The 20,680-nt window shown below is 64.1% G+C and carries 15 protein-coding genes; 7 read left to right on the top strand and 8 right to left on the bottom strand.

Annotation, left to right across the window (positions count from 1 at the left end; genetic code table 11):
- Positions 1-2: 2 nt before the first annotated feature.
- From RAD15_RS36070 to RAD15_RS36050, 5 genes are all read right to left on the bottom strand, one after another.
- On the bottom strand, positions 3-980 hold the full coding sequence (locus tag RAD15_RS36070; protein WP_458183476.1) for a tripartite tricarboxylate transporter substrate binding protein: 978 nt from the start codon (positions 978-980) through the stop codon (positions 3-5).
- 203 nt (positions 981-1,183) lie between these two features.
- Positions 1,184-4,051 carry a PAS-domain containing protein gene (locus RAD15_RS36065; protein ID WP_458183475.1) on the bottom strand — a complete coding sequence of 956 codons (2,868 nt, stop codon included), beginning with the start codon at positions 4,049-4,051 and terminating at the stop codon, positions 1,184-1,186.
- A 251-nt stretch (positions 4,052-4,302) separates the two neighbouring features.
- Positions 4,303-5,178: an acyl-CoA acyltransferase gene (locus RAD15_RS36060; protein WP_458183474.1), complete on the bottom strand. Its 876-nt coding sequence runs from the start codon at positions 5,176-5,178 to the stop codon at positions 4,303-4,305.
- 115 nt (positions 5,179-5,293) lie between these two features.
- On the bottom strand, positions 5,294-6,274 hold the full coding sequence (locus tag RAD15_RS36055) for an amino acid--[acyl-carrier-protein] ligase (protein ID WP_458183473.1): 981 nt from the start codon (positions 6,272-6,274) through the stop codon (positions 5,294-5,296).
- A 57-nt stretch (positions 6,275-6,331) separates the two neighbouring features.
- Positions 6,332-7,549 carry an acyl-CoA dehydrogenase family protein gene (locus RAD15_RS36050; protein ID WP_458183472.1) on the bottom strand — a complete coding sequence of 406 codons (1,218 nt, stop codon included), beginning with the start codon at positions 7,547-7,549 and terminating at the stop codon, positions 6,332-6,334.
- Positions 7,550-7,906: 357 nt separating this feature from the next.
- Between RAD15_RS36050 and RAD15_RS36045 the strand changes: the two genes are divergently transcribed.
- The 3 genes from RAD15_RS36045 (at position 7,907) to mtnA (ending at position 10,453) form a co-directional block, all read left to right on the top strand.
- Positions 7,907-8,179: a phosphopantetheine-binding protein gene (locus RAD15_RS36045; protein WP_458183471.1), complete on the top strand. Its 273-nt coding sequence runs from the start codon at positions 7,907-7,909 to the stop codon at positions 8,177-8,179.
- Positions 8,180-8,452: 273 nt separating this feature from the next.
- A complete protein-coding gene (locus RAD15_RS36040; protein ID WP_458183469.1) occupies positions 8,453-9,328 on the top strand; it encodes an S-methyl-5'-thioadenosine phosphorylase in 876 nt (291 codons plus the stop codon).
- Positions 9,329-9,346: 18 nt separating this feature from the next.
- Complete coding sequence (mtnA, locus tag RAD15_RS36035; RefSeq protein ID WP_458183468.1) at positions 9,347-10,453, top strand: S-methyl-5-thioribose-1-phosphate isomerase; 1,107 nt, start codon at positions 9,347-9,349, stop codon at positions 10,451-10,453.
- Positions 10,454-10,566: 113 nt separating this feature from the next.
- Here mtnA and RAD15_RS36030 read toward each other — a convergent pair whose 3' ends face one another.
- Entirely contained in the window at positions 10,567-11,202 is a 636-nt protein-coding gene (locus RAD15_RS36030; RefSeq protein WP_458183467.1) for an HAD-IA family hydrolase, read from the bottom strand.
- Positions 11,203-11,309: 107 nt separating this feature from the next.
- Between RAD15_RS36030 and RAD15_RS36025 the strand changes: the two genes are divergently transcribed.
- The gene (locus RAD15_RS36025) at positions 11,310-12,068 is read left to right on the top strand and encodes a S1 family peptidase (RefSeq protein ID WP_458183466.1); all 759 of its coding nucleotides are present in this window, start codon (positions 11,310-11,312) and stop codon (positions 12,066-12,068) included.
- 125 nt (positions 12,069-12,193) lie between these two features.
- Entirely contained in the window at positions 12,194-13,696 is a 1,503-nt protein-coding gene (locus tag RAD15_RS36020) for a flavin-containing monooxygenase (protein ID WP_458183465.1), read from the top strand.
- A gap of 204 nt (positions 13,697-13,900) precedes the next feature.
- On the opposite strand, the gene RAD15_RS36015 is transcribed toward RAD15_RS36020, so the two are convergent.
- Both RAD15_RS36015 and RAD15_RS36010 read right to left on the bottom strand, forming a co-directional pair.
- On the bottom strand, positions 13,901-14,827 hold the full coding sequence (locus RAD15_RS36015) for a response regulator (RefSeq protein WP_458183464.1): 927 nt from the start codon (positions 14,825-14,827) through the stop codon (positions 13,901-13,903).
- Entirely contained in the window at positions 14,811-18,182 is a 3,372-nt protein-coding gene (locus RAD15_RS36010) for a hybrid sensor histidine kinase/response regulator (protein WP_458183463.1), read from the bottom strand. Before RAD15_RS36010 ends, RAD15_RS36015 begins: the two co-directional genes overlap by 17 nt.
- A gap of 174 nt (positions 18,183-18,356) precedes the next feature.
- Here RAD15_RS36010 and urtA point away from each other — a divergent pair, with 174 nt between their 5' ends.
- Together urtA and urtB are read left to right on the top strand one after the other, a co-directional pair.
- Positions 18,357-19,616, top strand: coding sequence for an urea ABC transporter substrate-binding protein (urtA, locus tag RAD15_RS36005; RefSeq protein WP_458183462.1), 1,260 nt, complete (start codon positions 18,357-18,359; stop codon positions 19,614-19,616).
- Between the two features lie 132 nt (positions 19,617-19,748).
- Positions 19,749-20,675, top strand: a complete 927-nt coding sequence (gene urtB / locus RAD15_RS36000; protein WP_458183461.1) for an urea ABC transporter permease subunit UrtB — start codon at positions 19,749-19,751, stop codon at positions 20,673-20,675.
- Positions 20,676-20,680 lie beyond the last annotated feature (5 nt).

Raw genomic sequence — 20,680 nt, 5'->3', positions numbered from 1 at the left:
CTCTACTTCTTCGCAAGTCCGAGCGTGTCGATGACCTTGCGCTCGGACTCCGTGACCTCGACGACGAACTTCTTGTAGTCCTCGGTGTTCTTGTAGTTCGGCACCATGTCGTATTTGGCGAGCGTCGCCACGACGGCCGGATCTTCGACCGCCTTCTTGAAGGCGTCGTGAATCTTGGCGACGATCTTGGGATCCATGCCTTTCGGGCCGGCGATGCCGAACGGGGAGTCATAGATCATGGGATAGCCGAGCTCCTTGAGGGTCGGCACGTCAGGATAGTTCGGCGACCGCGCGCCGGTCCACACCATCAGCAGCTTCAGCTTGCCGGCATCGACCAGCGGCCGCCATCCCGTGGAATCGGCCTGTAGCATGGTGTGCTGGCCGAGCACCGCCGCGTTGGTCTCCGCGCCGCCTTTGAACGGTACCTGCGTCAGCTTGATGCCGGACATCGCGGCGATCTGCTCCATGCCGATATGCAGTGAGGTGCCGGTGCCCGGCGAGGCATAGGTCACCTTGCCCGGGTTCGCCTTGGCGAATTCCACCACGTCCTTCCAGGACTTGAACTGCGATTCCGCGCTGGTGGTCACACCGAAGGTGTAGCCGGTGAGATGGATGATGTAGGTAAAATCCTTGGCCGGATCCCATGACACCTCCTGCATCAGGGGCAGGCGGAAGACGGTGATCGGAATCTGCGAGATGGTGTAGCCGTCGGGCTTTGCGGCCGCCGCCATGGTCGCAGGTCCCACCGTGCCGCCGCCGCCGGCCTTGTTGTCGATCACGATCGGCTGTCCCAGCACCTTCGAGGCGCTGTCGGCGATCGCGCGCATCGAGATGTCGGTCGAGCCGCCGGCGGGCCACGGCACGATCAGAGTGATCGGCTTGCTGGGATAGTCCTGTGCGCCGCCCGCGGTCGAGAGCGCCGCGCCCATGACAAAATGTATGGCGGCAAATGCAGCCGCCCTCAGCCCGTACCGCGACATCGAAATCCCTCCCTTGCGGCGGCCTTGTTCGGGCTGCCGCTTCTCGTTCTTATGGCGCGATTGTCCCTGAAATCGTGGGAGAAGAAAAGCGCATTGCGTGGACCGCGCGTGGCGATCGCCGCCGTTGCGTCGCTGGAAATGTGACGTGCGACAATTGGTCGTTTGGAGCGTGCCGAGAGACGGAATTTGAAGGGCGGAAGCCGTTACGCCACGCGTCGCACCGCGCTCAGCGTCTCGATGGTGCGGCCGACCTCCGCCGCCGGGCACGGCTTGCCGAAATAATATCCCTGCACCGCGGTACAGCCGCATTCGCGGACGAAGTCGAGTTGCTCCTCGGTCTCCACACCTTCAGCCGTGGTCTCGACGCCGAGCACGGAGCCGAGGCTTGCGATGGTGCGGACGATCGCAACGCTCTCCGGGCTTTCGCCGAGCGTGCCGACGAAGGAGCGGTCGATCTTGATGCGGTCGAACGGAAACTTTCGCAGATAGCTCAGCGAGGAATAGCCGACGCCGAAATCGTCGAGGCTGACCCGCACTCCCAGCGCGCGCAGCTGGTGCAGGATCTCGATCGTCGCCTCGCTGTCATCGAGCAGCGCCGTCTCGGTGACCTCGAGCTCGAGCCGCTGTGGCGGCAGGCCGGCTTCAGCCAGCGCGCTCGTGACCATCGCCACCAGCCCGCGCGAGCGGAACTGCACCGGCGACAGGTTCACCGCGACGGTGACGTCGGGCCAGGACACCGCAGTCGCGCAGGCCGTGCGCAGCACCCATTCGCCGATCGGGACGATCAACCCGTTCTCTTCCGCGATCGGGATGAATTCGGCCGGCGAGACGAAGCCGCGCGACGGATGTTTCCAGCGCAGCAGCGCCTCGAAGCCGGTGAGCTCGGTCGAATCGAGCCGCACCTGCGGCTGGAACACCAGGTGGAATTCGCGGGCCTCCAGCGCGCCGCGCAGATCGTGCTCCAGCGCGTGCCGCCTGCGTGCCTGTTCCTCCATCTCGGGCTCGAACAGCTGGTAGGCGCCGCGGCCCTTGGCCTTGGCCTGGTACAGCGCGAGGTCCGCGCACTTCATCAGCTCGTCGGCATCGAGCCCGTGATCCGGCGCGACCGCGATGCCGACGGAGACGCCGACATGGATCGCCTGGCTTTCCAGCGGCGGCGGGTGGCCGATGATCTCGACCAGGCGGCGGGCCAGCTTTTCCGCCGATTGCGGCTGCGGCCCGCGCTGGAGAACCGCGAATTCGTCGCCGCCGAGCCGTGCGACGGTGTCGTGCTCGCCGACATTCTCCTTCAGGCGCGCCGCGACCCAGCGCAGCAGCCGGTCGCCGGCGGCGTGGCCGAGGCGATCGTTGACGGTCTTGAAATTGTCGAGGTCGAAGCACAGCACGGCCATCGCGCCGCCGGCGATCGCGACCTGGTTCAGACCCTCGCCCATCTTCTCGCGGAACAGCGTGCGGTTGGGCAGATCCGTAAGAGAGTCGTGCCGCGCCATGTGCGCGACGCGGGCCTGGGCCTTGTGGCGCTCGGTGACGTCCTCATAGGTGACGACCCAGCCGCCGTGCTCCATCCGCTTGTGATTGAGCTTGATGATGCGGCCGTCGCTCAAATGGCGGTGCAGCGTGTGCTCGCCCTCGCGCAGGCGTTCGACATAGTCGGCGTAGATCTTCGCGCCCGTCATGTTGGGGTGGATGCCGAGCTCGCAGCTATGCTCCATGATCTCGCGCATCGAGACACCCGGCTTCACCACGTCGGGCGACAGGCCGTACATCTCGATGTATCTGCGGTTGCAGACGATGACGCGCAGACTCGAATCGAGCATGCACAAGCCCTGGCTCATGTTGTTCAGGGCCGCGTCGAAGCGACGATACTGCTCGCTCAGCTCCCCGATCGCGTGCTCGCGCTCGGTGATGTCCTCGTAGGTGGCGACGAAGCCGCCCTCGGCCAGCGCGCAGTAGCGCACCGAGATCACGGTGCCGTTCGACATGCTTCGGCGCATCGACGACGAGTCGCGGTTCGCGATCCTTGCACTGGCAGCTTCCAGCAGCTCTTGCGGACTGTATTCGGAAGCGAACGCGCCGTTCGCAATCGATCGCTCGATCAGCTCGCCGAGATGCGTGCCGGGCCTGGTCTCCTCCGCCGACAGCCAATAGATTTTGCGGTAGGTATTGTTGCAGACGCGCAGGCGCATGTCGCTGTCGTAAAAGGCGAGCCCGTGCGCCATGTTCTCCAGTGCGGCATCGAGCATGAAGTTCTGCTGTCGCAGCGTTTCCTCGTATTGCAGCCGTTCGGTGACGTCTTCGTGTACCGTCACCCAGCCGCCGTCGGGCAGGAAGCGGGAGACCGCCTGCACCATCCGTCCGTCATAGCGCATCACCAGCAGGGTCTTTCCCTTTCGGGTACGCACGTCCTCCAGCCTGGTGTGATGGAATTCATCGGCCGACATGCCCGGCAGGTTGCCGCGCGAAAGCCAGTGGTCGATGGCCGTGCCGTGCGTGACGCCTGGCTTCACGACGTCCGGATCGAGGTTGTAGAGGTTCAGGAAACGCTCGTTGCAGAGGACGACACGGCTGTCCGCATCATACATGATGAGGCCGTGCGACATGTTGGCAAGTGCGTGCTGGCTGCGCTCCGTCTGTACACGCAGCTCCGCCTCGAGCCGGGCGAGGCGGCTGACGTCGTCGCAGATCGTCATCCAGCCGCCGCCCGGGAGCGGCTTCAGCTCGAGGGACATGACGAGGCCGCTCGCGAGCCGCTGCTCGGTCCGGAACGGCTGGCCGCCTGCGATCTGCGCAATCCGCGCCGAATAGAGCGCGTCGATCTCGCTTTCCGGAAAATTGCCGCGCATCGCGCTGTGTGCGAGCACCTCGCGGTAGCTCGTGCCCACCCGCACGATGTCGGCGGACATGTCGAACAGCGACAGGTAACGCTGATTGACCAGCACGACCCGGTTGTCGGCATCGTAGACGCAGACGCCCTGCTCCATGCGGTCGAGCGCAAGCTGGCTCAGCGCGACCAGGGCCTCCGGGCCCTGCTCGCGGCGTGCACCAAGCTCGTTGTCGCGGGTCGACGTCATGGGAGTGGCGGGTCTCGGCGGGCAATAGGCTTAAGGCAACGTAATTCCGGCGCCGAGGGTAGCGAAGAGGCGGGAAAATTCCCTTAAGCGCAGTAGTTTACGGAGGGTGACCAGCGATGGAGAGATGTGTGAAAAGGTCATCCAGTAAGGCCATAGCCCCGTAGCCCGGATGAGCGAAGCGACATCCGGGACAGCTTTTCCCGCATGTCGCTGCGCGCTCATGCGGGCTACAAGCTAGGGAGATCGATCCCCTACGGCCCGTACAGCACGAGCTCCGTGTCCGTGAGATCAGCGAGCTGCGGCCGGTGCGGGCCCTTGAAATATTTGCGGCCGCGCCGCTCGGTATAAATACCGACGAGGCCGGGAAGCGGGCCGTTGGAATCGACGGCCACCGCGATCTTGCCGAGCCGCAGCAGCAGCCGGCCGATGCGGCCCGCGCATTCGGCGTATTCGCCGGCGCTACGGCAATAGATCAGCTTCATCGCCGGCGGCGCGATGAAGCCGCGGCGGATGCGCACCGGCTGCAGGATGAAGGGAAACGTTCCCTTCGGCGTGCGGCAGACGAGGCTGAGGCAGTTGTAGCGCGCATGCCGCGTCAGGAGCTCGGTCTCCTCCTGGGAAAGCCCGTCGATCGCTTTGGCGTGCTGCGAGATCACCTCGATCTTGCTCCAGCGCGGGGCACGCGCCAGCGCCGGCACCGAGAAGAAGATGCCGCGGCAGTAATTGCGAAAACCCTGGGCCTCGATGATCGGCCAGGTCCACGGCGCCGGGCTGATGTTGAGATAGGTGACGTCCTTGTGCCGCTGCGCGACCTTGGTCAGAAACGGCGCGTAGTTGCGGTAGGCCGGATCGACATACCAGCTCGACAAATTGCAATGGATGGCGGGCTCTTCGCCGTGCTTTCGCGTCGTGTAGATCAGCAGCAGCACGCCGACCGGCGTGCCGTCATTGTCGAGCATGTAGCCGAAGCGTGGATAGCCCTCCGGCACGGGCCGGAAGGCCTGCCGGCGCAGGCCCTGCATCCAGTATTCGCGTGAGCGGCCGGCGAAGCCGCGCGTCAGCAAGTCCGCGATCTTCTCGACATCGGACTCGGTGATCTCGCGGCATCGGACCTTGGTATGGATCACGCTCGTCTTACCCGTGGAAATGACAGGCCTCGTTTGTTTATCGTTTCAGCATGATCTTTTTGGAAAACCGCTTCACACTTTGCGCTAACGCGGCCCTTCGGGTCCGGATCATGCTCTAGCGCCAGCCTTCGCCATGGGCATCGGCCGCGATTTGCGGCTGCATGCCCATGATTTCCCGCACCTTGGCGGGCCAGGCGGAAAGGTCAGTGCCGTGGGTGTGGAACATGGCGACGGCCAGACGGTCCATGCCGAAGGCGACGCAGCCGGTATGCGCCGGTTCGCCATTGGCGTCCTGGATGCCCCAGGTCGTGCCGAAATGTTCGCGGTGATAGTTGAAGCTCATGCAGGCGGTCGGCTGCTCTTCCGAGCGCAGCGGGATCAGGAGCTCGAACTTGAGCTGCTGCTGCTTCTGGCTCACCGCCTTCATCTGGCCGACGCGGCCGAAGAAGGGATCGCTGGCATAGTCGACGCGGAAGGTCAGGCCGAGATCGCAGGCAATCGCCTGCGCGCGCACCATCCAGCGCTCGCGGAAATCGGCGACGTCGTCGGGCGTGCCGATGCAGACATATTCGCGCATCCGGAACGATTGCAGCCGGTCGAGATGCTTCGACGGCTCGCGGCGGAAGCAGTCGGCGGCGACGTCGAAGCGCAGGCCGCCCTTCGGCAACTGGCCGCGGCTCGCCGCGATCGGATAGACGGGATAGCAGGCGGCCGGCGACAGCACGAGATCGGCCGGCGACAGCGACGAGGTCCAGTCGCCGCCGGCGTCGAAGCGGCTCACCGCGGCGTTGATCTCGCGTTCGGTGCCGTGCAGGCCGCAGACGCAGCCGAGCAGGTTCGGAAAGCTCTTGAGATAGCCGGATTTCTCCAGCTGGGCGCGGCTCATCACCGGCGGGAAGCGCAGCGCTTCAGTGCCGGCCTCGCGATGGCGCGTGATCAGCGCGGCGAGCTTCTCGACGATGCCTTCATAGAGCGCGGTGCGGGCATAGACGCCGTCCGAGCCCATACGGTGGAACAGCTTGTCGGCGAGATGATCGAGCGGATCGATGATTTGCGGCGCGGTCTCGGGCGAGTCGGGGAGGACGGCAATGTTCATGGGTCGATGTCCTGCTATCTGAAAAAATTGTTCTTGTTGATTTAGTCGCGGAGGCACTTAGTCACGAAGGCTGGTCGGCACGCCGCTCATCAGCGTCGCGGTCGCGGCGTTGGCCAGAATGCGGTCGTTGTTGATCATGATCGGCGACGACAGCACGTCGCGCAGATGGCGGCCCATGGTGAACTCGCCGTCGTTGCGGTAGCCGGACAGGCCGGCAGTACGCATTGCATGCATCACGGTCTCGACCGCGAGCTCGGAGGCCTGCACCTTCAACAGCGTGATCGAGGACTGGAAGTCGAGCGAGGCCAGCGCGCGCTCGTCGTGCTCGGCGCGAGCGAACGCATCGATGTTGGCGGCGATCAGCGCGCGGAGCTTGGCCAGCGACATTTTCGCGGCGGTGAAGTGGGCGGCAGCAGGAGGCATCTGGCCGCCGGAGGTACGGGCCGCCTTGCGGACGAAGGCCTGCGCACGGGTGACCGAGGCCGCGGCAATGCCGGCCCAGGCCGACGACCAGCACAGATGCGCGAACGGCGTCATCGTCTGGGCGTGGATCTTGTCATAGGCCTCCGGGAAGACGCGGTCGGCGGGGCAATCGACCTTCAGCTCAAAACCGGTCGAGCAGGTGCCGCGCATGCCGAGCGTCTCCCAGCCCTGCGTCTGCTTCAGTGAATAATCGTCCTTGGCGAGCGCCAGCAGCACCTGGTCGGAGGCCGCAGCTTCGGTGGCGCGGCGGGCGATGGTGACGAGACCGTCGGCCTCGGCGCCGTAGGAGATCACAGTGGCGTCACGCACGAGCGAAACGGTGTCACCGGCGTGGTCGACCGCGGCGGCGCTGGCGCGGATGTTGCCGCCGTTCTGGCCCTCGGTGGTCGAGGAGGCGAGCAGCCACTGATCGCGGGCGACCCGGCGCATCATGGTTTCCATCCAGGGAATGCCGTGGCCGTGCCTAACGACGCAGGCGACCTTCGTCGTGTGCATCGCGTAGATCATCGCGGTCGAGGCGCAGGCGCGTCCGAGCGTATAGCAGATGTCGGTGACGTCGTAGATGGAGCCACCGAAGCCGCCGAACTCGACCGGGATCATGACGCCGAGCAGCTTTTGCTCACGCGCGATTTCGAAGGCCTTATGCGGGAAGCGGGCGTCGCGATCGACCCCGTCTGCGTCGGCTCCGGCCGCGGCGGCGGTCCGGGCAGCGCGCTCGATGAGGGAGGGGCCCTGTTCAAGAAGGCTCGTCTGCGTTTCGTCGACAGTGAGGACTGCTTCACGCACGTTCATACTCGTCCGCCTCCGGTTTGCCGTTCAGGATCGCCGGCATCATTCGCGATGCGTGTAAGCGGTCCTCCGGCCATCTTTGCTTGTGAGACGAGGCTACGGATTTAATTCAAATTCGTCGATGAAATAGAGGGTAAACAAAGCCCAATTCCGAACGAACAGTTAAGGTCCGGTTGTTTGCATCACCCGGTTTTCCACCATCGCGTTAGGAATCTGGAAGTGGCCTGAATTCCAGACAATTTGAGTCATCGTTTACTAAGAAACGCGAGTTAATGGTGCCGCCCATTGCGGGATCGGCTGGCCATGCTCATCGTAGCCGGCAGTCCGGTCCGACCCCGATAGACAGATGGGAATTTGCCGATGCAGGCCTTCGATACCGACGTGCGCAATCGCATCATCAAGCTCGTAACGGGCATCCTCGAGCAGAATTCGCTCACCGCCAATGTCACGCCGCAGGCGAAGCTCGTCGACGCGGGCCTGACCTCGATGGACATGGTCAATCTGATGCTCGGCGTCGAAGCCGAGTTCGACTTCACGATTCCCCAATCCGAGATCACGCCGGAGAATTTCCAGTCCGTCGAGACGCTGGAGCGCATGGTCTCGATGCAGCTGCAGCTGGCGACCGCGGCGTAAGCTAGGCATCGGCCGTCTCCTCCGGGTCGTCCTGGCGAAAGCCAGGACCCATTACCCCAGGGGGTAGTTGCTGCGACGACAAGCTGTCGTTTGCTTTCGCTGAGCAAGCACTCGTCTTCGCCTAATTGGACTCGGTGGCTATGGGTCCTGGCTTTCGCCAGGACGACGTCGAATGCGTGGTGAGCACCGCACCCCATCACCCCCGTTCCAAAACCGCCGCAAAACTGGCATAGCTTTAACCATGTCGCACGTGGCGAGCAGGGTGGAGCGGGTATGACGCAGGCAGTATTGGGCATTATCGGCGGATCCGGCATCTATGACCTGCCGGGCCTCGAGGGTGCGCGGGAAGAGTTGATCGAGAGCCCCTGGGGCGAACCGTCGGCGCCCGTGCGGCGCGGCACCATCGCGGGCCTGCCGATCGTGTTCCTGCCGCGGCACGACAAGGGACACCGTCTGTCGCCCTCCGATATCAACTACCGCGCCAATATCGACGTCCTGAAGCGGGCCGGCGTCACCGATTTGATCTCGCTGTCGGCCTGCGGTTCCTTCAGGGAGGATCTGCCGCCGGGCACCTTCGTCCTCGTCGACCAGTTCGTTGATCGCACCTACAAGCGCGAGAGCTCGTTCTTCGGCCGGGGCTGCGTCGCGCATGTGTCGATGGCGCACCCGGTCTCGCCGCGCTTGCGCATCCATCTGGCGGCAGCCGCCGAAGCCGAGGGCATCGCGATTGCGCGCGGGGGCACCTATGTCTGCATGGAGGGGCCGCAATTCTCCACCTATGCGGAGAGCATGACCTATAAGACATCAGGCTATTCCGTGATCGGCATGACCAACATGCCCGAAGCAAAGCTCGCCCGCGAGGCCGAGATTTGTTACGCCACCGTCGCGATGGTGACGGATTTCGATTGCTGGCATCCCGATCATGATGCGGTCACCGTGCAGGACATCATCCGCGTGCTGACCTCGAACGCCGACAAGGCGAAGGCGCTGGTGGCGCGGCTGGCAAAGGATTTCCCGCGCGAGCACGAGGCGTGCCCGATCGGCTCGGACCGGGCGCTCGATACCGCGCTGATCACGGCGCCTGAGGCGCGTGATCCCGAGCTGCTGAAGAAGCTCGACGCGGTGGCCGGGCGCATCCTGCGCGCGTGAAGTGAAAGGCAGAATGCCATGAAGGTCGACGGCAAGCATTTCCGCAGCATCTGGCGCGAGCGCGACGGCTGGTCGGTCGGTGCGATCGACCAGCGCAGGCTGCCGCATGAATTCGTCGTTGCGCGTCTGACCTCGTGCGAGGATGCGGCGATCGCGATCCGCGACATGCTGGTCCGCGGCGCGCCGCTGATCGGTGCGACTGCGGCTTACGGCATGGCGCTCGCGATGCGCGAGGACGCCTCCGAGGCCGGCTTGAAGCGCGCCTACGACACGCTCGTCGTGGCGCGGCCGACCGCGATCAATCTGAAATGGGCGCTGGATGAGATGCGTAGGGCGCTCGCGCCGATTGATCCGGTTGAAAGGGCGGAGGCGGCCTATGCGCGCGCCGACGAGATCGTCGAGCAGGACGTCGAGATCAACAGGGGCATTGCCAACAACGGCCTGAAGCTGATCGAGGCGATCGCCGCGAAGAAGCCGGGCGAGACGATCAACGTGCTGACCCATTGCAATGCCGGCTGGCTCGCGACCGTCGACTGGGGCACGGCGACGGCGCCGATCTATCTCGCGCACGAACGCGGCATCAAGGTCCATGTCTGGGTCGACGAAACGCGCCCGCGCAACCAGGGCGCCTCGCTCACCGCCTGGGAACTTGGCCATCACGGCGTGCCGCATACGGTGATCCCGGACAACACCGGCGGGCATCTGATGCAGCACGGCATGGTCGATCTCGCCATCGTAGGCACCGATCGCGTCGCCGCCAATGGCGATGTCTGCAACAAGATCGGGACCTATCTGAAAGCGCTCGCCGCGCATGACAATGGCGTGCCGTTCTATGTCGCGCTGCCGTCGCCGACGATCGATTTTGCCGTTCACGACGGCATTCGCGACATCCCGATCGAGCAGCGCAGCGGCGTGGAGGTCACCGACATGACCGGCCGCACCGCCGATGGGCGGCTGGAGACGGTGCGCATCGTGCCGGAGAATTCGCCGGTCGCGAACTATGCGTTCGACGTGACGCCGGCGCGTCTTGTCACCGGCCTCATCACCGAGCGCGGCGTGCTGAAGCCGGATCGTGCGTCACTGGCTGCCGCCTTCCCTGAGCGCATCGCCGCCGCGGCGGAGTAGGCTCTCGTAGGGTGGGCAAAGGCGCGAAAGCGCCGTGCCCACCGTCCGTTTGTCCCAATGGAATTGGTGGGCACGCTCCGCTTTGCCCACCCTACTGCTACAGCCTCTGCGAACTAGCAGAGCTTCAGCCCCGTCGCCGCCTCGAGTTCGGCGATCGCCTGCGCGCCACTCGCCACCTTGATCGTGGTCATGCCCATTTCGCGCGCCGGCTTGAGGTTGACGCCGAGATCGTCGAGATAGACGCAGTTGTTCGGATCGACTTTCAGCGTCTCGACCATCAGCCGGTAGATGCGCGGATCGGGCTTGCGCAGACCGATCTTGGCGGACTCGATGACGTGGTCGAACAGCACCATCACTTCGGCGATATAGAGGGAGCGTCCCGTCATGCTGCCGATGGCGTTGGCCGGCAGATTGTTGGTGATGCAGCCGGTCCTGAATTGCGCCTTGATGCGCCTCAGCGCCTCGACCATTTCGGGGCGCAGATCGCCCTGGAGCAGCGGCAGCACATCGCGGCCGCGCACCTCCGCGCCGAGCGCACGCGATTCCTCGGCGAACAGATGATCGAACGTGTCGATGTCGACCTCGGCCCGCTCGAATTTCGCCCAGGCGTTTTCTAAATGATTGGCGGCGTTGGTGCGTCGGATAATGTCGATGGGAAGCCCGCGCTCGGTCTCGAACCGCGCGAACGCTTCGAACGGCGAGCTCGTCAGCACGCCGCCAAAATCAAAGATCACCGCCTCGATCGCCAAGGTCCCGCCCTCGTCAATTCCTTTCCAAGAGGGCTAGCATGGGGTATCGGCAAGAGCCAGTCCGAAGCAATCCGTCCTCACCGATGTCGCCGCGAAAGCGTGTTCCCATGAAGAAGCTTGCAACTCTCGTCACAGCCGCGCTGCTGCTCGCGGCGCCCGCACATGCCATCGTCGGCGGCGGCACGCCGCAAGCCGATGGCGTTGCACGCGCTGTCGTCACCATCGTCGGCTCTCGCGGCAATTTCTGCACCGGCTCCCTGATTGCGCCGAAGCTTGTGCTCACCGTCGCCCATTGCGTGCAGCCCGGTGCGGATTACAAGATCGTCGATCGCGGCGCCGACGGCCAGCCGCAACTGCTGAACGTGCGGACAGTCGCGATCCATCCGAACTTCAACATGCAGGCCATGCAGGCGCATCGCGCCACGGCCGACGTTGCGTTGCTGCAACTCGATATTCCACTCAAGGGAAAATCGACAGTGCCGGTCGGCGCGCCGAATATTCCGATCCAGGTCGGCAGCCGCTTCGTCATCGCCGGCATCGGCGTCACCGTGCGCGGCGACGGCAAGAGTGGCGGGGCGATTCGTGTTGCCGGAGTCGTCGCCACGGGCCAGCCCGGCACGCTCCAGATCCGGCTGGTTGATCCCGTAACCAACGGTGTTCGCGATGGAATTGGCGCCTGCACCGGCGATTCCGGCGGTCCGGTGTTCGAGGACAAGCCGAACGGCCCCGTGCTCGTCGGCGTCATCAGCTGGTCGACGGGCCCGAACGGCGCGGCCGGCTGCGGCGGGTTGACCGGCGTCACGCCGCTCACGCTCTACCGCGACTGGATCTTGCAGACCGCGCGGAGCTGGGGTGCGGCGCTGTGATTTGACCGCGACTTGATCTATGTCATTTTGAAGCGGAAGCGCGGCGGGTGATCATGCCCGTTGCGGAGGAAACGCGCCGTCCGGTCAAGGTCGGCCATAAAAACAAGTAAGGCATAGAAGCAACAATGAATGTCGCTGTTCGCAGTCACGCCACGGCCAAACAGGCTTCTGAACATTTCGACGTGCTGATCGTCGGTGCCGGCATCTCCGGCATCGGAAGCGCCTATCACATCAACAAGCAGCTTCCGGGTACGAGCTACGTCATCCTCGAGACGCAGGCAAGCTTCGGCGGCACCTGGATCACGCATCGCTATCCCGGCATTCGCTCGGACAGCGACCTCCACACCTTCGGCTACAGCTTCAAGCCCTGGGTCGGACCGCCGATCGCGACCGCCGAAGAGATCCTCGCCTACATGAACGAGGTGATCGACGACAACGATATCGCCCGTCACATCCGCTACAAGCACAAGATCAATTCAGCGAGCTGGTCGAGCGAGCAAAATCTCTGGACCATCGAGGCGGTCACGACAGACACCGGTGAAGCAAAGACCTTCACCGCCAACTTCCTCTGGATGTGCCAGGGCTATTATCGCCATTCGGAAGGCTACACGCCGGAATGGAAGGGCATGGACCGCTTCAAGGGCCGCATCGTCCATCCCCAGACATGGCCTGACGATATCGATCTCAAGGACAAAAAGGTGGTCGTGATCGGCTCGGGTGCGACCGCGGCGACGCTGGTGCCGAACATCGCGGACAAATGCGCGCATGTCACCATGCTGCAGCGCTCGCCGACCTATTTCCGGCTCGGCCGCAATGCCATCGAGATCGCCGAAGAGCTGCGCCGGCTCCAGGTCGACGAGGAATGGATCCACGAGATCGTCCGCCGCAAGATCCTGTTCGAGCAGGATGCCTTTACGAAGCTCTGCATCTCCAAGCCCGAGCAGGTGAAGAAGGAGCTGATCGGCCAGATCAGCGCGGTGCTCGGTCCCGACTACGACGTCGAGACGCACTTTACGCCGACCTACCGGCCGTGGCGGCAGCGCATCGCCTTCGTGCCGGACGCCGATCTGTTCAAGGGCATTGCCAGCGGCAAGGCCTCCGTTGTCACCGACGAGATCGAATGCTTCGTCGAGAATGGCATCCAGCTCAAATCCGGCAAACTGCTGGAAGCCGATGTCATCGTCACCGCGACCGGTTTCAACTTAGCCGCGCTCGGCGACATCGCCTTCGAGATCGACGGCAAGCCGCTCGCCTTCGGCGACACCGTCACCTATCGCGGCATGATGTTCACGGGCGTGCCGAACATGGTGTGGGTGTTCGGCTATTTCCGCGCGAGCTGGACGCTGCGCGTCGATCTGGTCGCCGATTTCGTCTGTCGGCTGCTTGGGCACATGAAGGCCAAGGGCAAAAAGAAGGTCGAGGTGAGCTTGCGCGCCGAAGACCACAACATGCCGATCCTGCCCTGGATCGATCCGGAGAACTTCAATCCCGGCTACATGATGCGCAACATGAACCTGCTGCCCAAGCGTGGCGACAAGCCGGAATGGCAGCACAGCCAGGACTACTGGACCGAGAAGGACGAGATCCCGAAGACGGATCTGGATGACAAGGCGTTTGTTTACGGGTGAGGGGCTCGACGCCGCCACATCCTCCAATGTCGTCCTGGCGAAAGCCAGGACCCATTACCCCAGGGATGAGTCGTGGTGCGAGCTGGTCACCACGGGTCTTCGCCAAACCACCCCCTGTGGTAATGGGTCCTGGATCTGCGCTTCGCTTGTCCAGGACGACACTGGTTGTTCGGTGAGCGGCATTGCAACTCATCCGCAACGTTGCTACGAATTCCTTCTCGTCGCATTGGCCGCGATCGCCGCCGCGGCCGTGCGGTTCTCGACCCCGAGCTTGGCGTAGATCTGTTCCAGATGCTTGTCGACCGTGCGCGGGCTCAAACCCAGGATCTGCGCGATGTCGCGGTTGGTCTTGCCCTTGCTGAGCCAGGCCAGCACCTCGCCTTCACGGGTGGTGAGGCCGAGCTCGCTGGTGAATTCCACCGGCGGCGCCGTGCCGCTTTCCCTGGACAGCCGCAACAGGAACTCGTTCGGCGCGGTTTCACCCATGTAGTAGAACCGCAGTTGCGGATTGTCGGGCAGGGAGGCGGCTTGCGACTTTGCGCTGCCCTTGCCTTTGGCTTGCTCCAGCCATTGCAGCAATGATAGCGGCAGGACGAAATCGTCGGCCTGCGCGCCGTGATGATCGGCCAGCAGCTTTTGTGCCTGCGGGGTCGCCCAGAGGATTTGGCCCTGCCGGTTGACGGCGAACAGGAAGCGGCCGGATACGTCGAGTGCGGCGCGCGCGCTCTGCGTCAGGCGGGCGTTGCCGAGATGGACGCGGATGCGCGCCAGCATCTCCTCGATCACGATCGGCTTGGTCACATAGTCGACGCCGCCGGCCTCCAGACCGCGCACGATGTGCTCGGTCTCGGCAAGACCTGTCATGAAGATCACGGGGACGTTGGCGAGGCCCGCATCGCGCTTCAGCCGGCGGCAGGTCTCGAACCCGTCGATCCCGGGCATCACGGCATCCAGCAGCACGATATCGGGCGTGATCTGGTCGACGATGCGCATCGCGGCCGCGCCGTCGAGCGCCACCATCACCGTCATCCCGGCGCCATCGAGCGCGTCGGTGAGCAACCGCAGCGTTTCGGGGGAGTCATCCACAACGAGCGCGACGTCGCGCTTCTTCGACTCAATGCTCATGCGCATGCAACGTCTTCAATGTGGTCATGTACTGGTCGAGATCGAAACGGTCGACCAGCGACCGCATCTGCGCGACGAAGTCGGCGTGCTCCGGATGCTCGCTGCCGATCTCGTCCAGCTTCAATTGGATGCCCTTGACGTAGCCGATCCGGCCGAGCCCGATCAGCGCCTCGATGTGCCGAGCCGGCGGCTTCGATCCGCTCTCGGGCCGCCAGAACGGTACCGCGATCTCATCGGAGCCGTACTGCCATTCGATCTTGAGAAGCTGGCGGATGGTTTCCAAGAGCCGCGGGATGTCGATCGGCTTCATCAGATAGCCGTCGTGAAAGGGTTGCGCCAGCGGTGTGCCGTGAGCCTCCAGCGCACTCGCCGATACCATCAGGATGCGCGCCTGGTGATGGCCGCTTGCGCGCAGGGCCTCCGCGACGGCCCAGCCGTCCATGGTCGGCATGGAGATATCGAGCAGGAACAGATCGGGCCGGCAGTGCTGCGCCAGCGCGAGGCATCCGGCGCCGTCGGGAGCGCTGAGCAGGATGAAGCCGAGCGGCGTCAACACCTCGCGCAGCAGGTCGCGATGAACAGGGTCGTCGTCGGTGATGAGGATGGTCTTGCGCGCGCCGTGATAGCCGGAGACCGGCGCCTCCACCGGTGCGATGCGCTGCGGATTGGTGACCTCCGACAGCAGGATCTTGACCTTGAAGGTGCTGCCGGTGCCGACCGTGCTCATGACCCTGATGTCGCCGCCCATGACGCCGGCGAGCAGCCGGCTGATGGTCAGGCCGAGCCCGGTGCCGGTCTGCGGCTGCGAGACGCCGAGCGCGCCGCGCTCGAAGGGTGCGAAGATGCGCTCGAGATCGTCGCCCTGGATGCCGGGGCCGGTGTCGATCACCTCGAACTCCGCAACGGGGCTGCGATAATGCACGACGAAATGGACGCTGCCGGTCTGGGTGAACTTGATCGCGTTGGAGAGCAAATTGATCAGCACCTGACGCAGCCGCTTCTCGTCGGCGTAGACGACGAGCGGCAGATGCGCCGGCCGCCTGAACACGAAGTCGATGCCCTTGGCGGCGGCCTGTAGGCGGAACATGCCGACGAGCTGGTCGAGGAACTCGCTCAAGCGCACCTCGTCGCGCGACAGATACAGCCGGCCCGCCTCGATCTTGGAGATATCCAGAATGCCGTCGATCAGGCCGGAGAGGTGATCGGCGCTGCGGCGGACGACGCGGACCTGGTCGCGCGGCTTGGTGTTGAGCGTCGCATCTTGCTCCAGCAGCTGGGCGTAGCCGCTGATGGCATTGAGCGGCGAGCGCAGCTCGTGGCTGAGGCCGACGACATAGCGGCTCTTGGCGAGGTTGGCGGATTCGGCGACCTCCTTGGCGCGCTGCAACTCGGCGTCGGTGCGCTTGTGGGCGTCGATCTCCTGGATCAGCAGCGTCGTCTGCCGTCGCGTCTCGGCCTCCGCGGCGCGCCGGCTCTGCTGCGCCAGCACGAACAGCCAGGCCACCACGCCGATGATGATGCTGAGCGAGAAGAAAACCTTCCACAGCACGTTGGAGACGAGCATGTTATCGCCGTGCACGCTCGCCGAGGTCTGGAGATAGATCAGTCCGAGCACGAGCGCGACGAGGCCCGCCGAGACGACGAAGACGCCGACATAGTGGCCGAACTGCGAGTTGATCCGCTGATAGATCGGCTGCGGCAGAATTCGGCTGAGTGCCGCGGAAAATTGCACCTGCGCCCGCCCATGCGGCTTGCAGAGGTCGTGGCAGCGCGCATCGAGCGAACAGCACAGTGAGCAGATCGGGCCGGCATAGGCCGGGCACGAGGTGGTGTCCTCCGGCTCGAAACTGTGCTCGCAGATACAGCACTGGATCGACTCGATATTGGCCCAGCTCCGCTTCGGCTTGCGCGCGATGTAGTATTTTCCGTCGGTGAGCCAGGCGATGACGGGCGCGGTGACGAAGGCGACCGTCAGTGCGACGAAGGCGGCGAGCGCCTTCATGGTCGGGCCGAACAGGCCGTAGAACGCTGCGATGGAGACGATGATCGCAAGCGTCATCGCGCCGACGCCGACCGGATTGATGTCGTAGAGATGCGCGCGCTTGAACTCCATCTGAGGCGGACGCAGGCCCAGCGGCTTGTTGACGACGAGATCGGACACCAGCGCACCGACCCAGGCGATCGCGACGTTGGAATAGAGCGCCAGCGTCTGCTCCAGCGCCTTGTAGACGCCGATCTCCATCAGCAGCAGCGCCACCATCACGTTGAACACCAGCCAGACGACCCGCCCGGGATGGCTGTGAGTGAGGCGCGAGAAGAAGTTCGACCAGGCAATCGAGCCGGCATAGGCGTTGGTGACGTTGATCTTGAGCTGCGACAGGACCACGAAGATGCCGGTCAAGGCCAGCGCGAGGTCCGGCTCGGACAGCACATAGCGAAACGCGACGAGGTACATATGCGCCGGCTCGGCGGCTTCTTCGGGCGGCACGCCGTGGCTCAGCGCAAAGAAGGCGAGGAATGAGCCGGCCAGAAGCTTCAGCGCACCGAGCACGATCCAGCCCGGCCCGGCGCTCATCAGCGCGATCCACCACGACGCTTTCGAGGCACGGCGGTCGCGCGGCAGGAATCGCAGGAAGTCGACCTGCTCGCCGATCTGAGCCACCAGCGAGAACACCACCGACGAGGCGACGCCGAACAGCAACAGATCGAAATGTCCGTTGAGGTCGCCGTGCTCGCCGGAGAATTTACGCCATTCCGTGAAGGAGTGGGGGTTGGCCCAGGCGATCGCGACGAAGGGCAGGATGTGCAGGATGACCCAGAGCGGTTGCGTCCAGAGCTGGAAGCGGCTGATCAGCGTGATGCCATAGGTCACGAGCGGGATGATCGCGACCGCGCTGATGAGGTAGCCGATCGGGCGCGGGATGCCGAGGCACATCTCCAGCGCGGTCGCCAGGATCACCGCCTCGACCGCGAAGAAGATGAAGGTGAAGGAGGCGTAGATCAGCGAGGTGACGGTCGAGCCGATATAGCCGAAGCCCGCACCGCGGGTGAGCAGGTCGATGTCGATGCCGCTTTTGGCGGCATGATAGGCAATCGGCACGCCGCAGCAGAAGATGATGGCGGAGACGACGAGGATCGCGGCCGCGGCGTTGGTGACGCCGTAATTCAGGGTGATGGTGCCGCCGATCGCCTCGAGCACCAGGAAGGAGATTGCGCCGATGGCGGTGTTGGCGACGCGGGCGGCGGACCAGCGCCGCGCGCTCTTGGCGGTGAAGCGCAGCGCGTAGTCTTCCAGCGTCTGGTTGGCGACCCATTGATTGTACTGGCGCCTGACGCGGTCTATTCGCTGCCGCCCTGCCACGCTTTTACCCCACACTCCCGATACGGACCCGGATCCCTCGCAAATCCCGTACCAAAAGCCTACGTCGGTATTTTGCGGTGCAGTATACGCGATCTTGCGTATGCGTGCGCTGCACAAATTCGAGCCATCCTCACGGCACCAATCGCGTGTCCTCGAACAAAAAGTGGGGTGCTCATGTCAGACGAAGCCAACAAGGGCCTGTTGTCGCCGCTCCGGCGCAAATTATTGATGGGAATGGCCGCCGTGCCGGCCATGACGATGCTGCCACGCGCGTCCTTTGCGCAGGCCCCTGCGACCTCCGCGGTCAACACCACCGGTCTTGCGGTCACCGACACCGAAGTCACGGTCGGCATCCTGCATTCGGCGACCGGCACCATGGCGATCTCCGAGACCGGTTCGATCGAAGCCGAAAAGCTCGCCATCGAGCAGATCAACGCCGCCGGCGGCGTGCTCGGGCGCAAGATCAAGTTCATCCAGGAAGACGGTGCCAGCGATTGGCCGACCTTTGCGGAAAAGGCCAAGAAGCTGCTGGTCAACGACAAGGTCGCGGCGATCATGGGCTGCTGGACCTCGGCCTCGCGCAAGGCGGTGCTGCCGGTGGTCGAGCAGTATAACGGCATGCTCTATTACCCGACCTTCTATGAAGGCCTCGAGCAGTCCAAGAACGTGATCTACACCGGCCAGGAGGCGACCCAGCAGATTCTCGCCGGCCTGAACTGGATCGCCAAGGAGAAGGGCGCCAAATCGTTCTTCTTCATCGGCTCGGACTACATCTGGCCGCGCACCTCAAACAAGATCGCGCGCAAGCACGTCGAGAACGTGCTGAAGGGCAAGGTCGTCGGCGAGGAATATTACCCTCTCGGCAACACCCAGTTCAACTCGGTCATCAATAAGATCAAGCTGACCAAGCCCGACGTGATCTTCACCGACGTCGTCGGCGGCTCCAACGTCGCGTTCTACAAGCAGCTCAAGGCGGCCGGCATCGACCTGTCCAAGCAGGCGCTGCTGACGATCTCGGTGACCGAAGACGAAATCGACGGCATCGGCGGCGAGAACATCGCGGGCGCCTATGCCTGCATGAAGTACTTCCAGTCGCTCGACAATCCGAACAACAAGGCCTTCGTGCCGGCCTTCAAGAAAGCCTGGGGCGAGAAGACGGTCATCGGAGACGTCACCCAGGCTGCCTATCTCGGCCCGTGGCTGTGGAAGTTGACGGTGGAGAAGGCCGGCTCCTTCGACGTCGACAAGATCGCGGCGGCCTCGCCGGGCGTCGAGTTCAAGGGGGCGCCGGAAGGGTACGTGCGCATCCACGAGAACCATCACCTCTGGTCGAAGACCCGGGTGGGTCGCGCCAAGCTCGATGGCCAGTTCGAGCTGATCTACGAGACCGCTGATCTCGTCGAGCCGGATCCGTTCCCCAAGGGATACCAGTAAGAGACGCGGCGTCGGTCGCCGTTTCCCTGAAGGCAAAGCCGCTCCCTGGCGTGGATCGCAAGTCCATGCCCAAGACCCCCGCGTCGCGAACCTGCTCGCGACGCGGGGCCCTCATCCCGACGGAGGACATCGATGTTCGGCGACTACTCGCTTGGTGATCTTGGTTCCATCTTCGTCATGCAGGGTTTTGCAGGACTGATTCTGTTCTCGGTCTACGTCCTGATGGCGCTGGGGTTGGCAATCATCTTCGGCCAGATGGGCGTCATCAACATGGCCCATGGCGAGTTCATGATCCTCGGAGCCTACGTCACCTGGATGACCTCGAATCTGTTCCAGACTTACATGCCGAGCCTGTTCAGCGGCTACTTCTTCCTCGCGATGATCCTCGCCTTCGTCGCATCCGGTGCGCTGGGAATGCTGGTGGAATGGGCGCTGATACGGCATCTCTACAAGCGTCCGCTCGACACGCTGCTCGCGACCTGGGGCCTCAGCCTGATGCTGCAGCAGGCCTATCGCTCCGTGTTCGGCGCGCGCGAGGTCGGCGTCGATCTGCCGCAGTGGATGCTCGGGTCGCTGCACGTGACCGACAGTATCGAAGTGCCGATCAACGGCGTCTTCGTGATGTGTCTCACCGTGCTGATCACCGTCTCCGTCGCCTACGTGATGTACAAGTCGCGCTGGGGCCGACAGGTCCGCGCGGTGGTGCAGAACCGCATCATGGCCGGGGCCGTCGGCATCAACACCGAAAAGGTCGATCGCTATACCTACGGCCTCGGCTGCGGCATCGCCGGCATTGCCGGAAGCGCCTTCACCATGATCGGCTCCACCGGGCCGACCTCCGGACAGCTCTACATCGTCGACACGTTCCTGGTGGTCGTGTTCGGCGGCGCCGCGAGCCTGCTCGGCACCATCGCCTCGGCCTTCTCGATCTCGCAGACGCAATCCACCCTCGAGTTCTTCATGTCGGGCTCGATGGCCAAAGTGCTGACGCTGCTCGCCGTTGTCGGAATCCTGATGCTGCGGCCGCAAGGGCTGTTCGCCCTCAAGGTCCGCAAGTGAGAAAC

The sequence above is a fragment of the Bradyrhizobium sp. 14AA genome (assembly GCF_054185205.1).
Note: the sequence above shows the minus strand (reverse complement) of the source record. Positions and strands in the feature narration are given on the sequence as shown.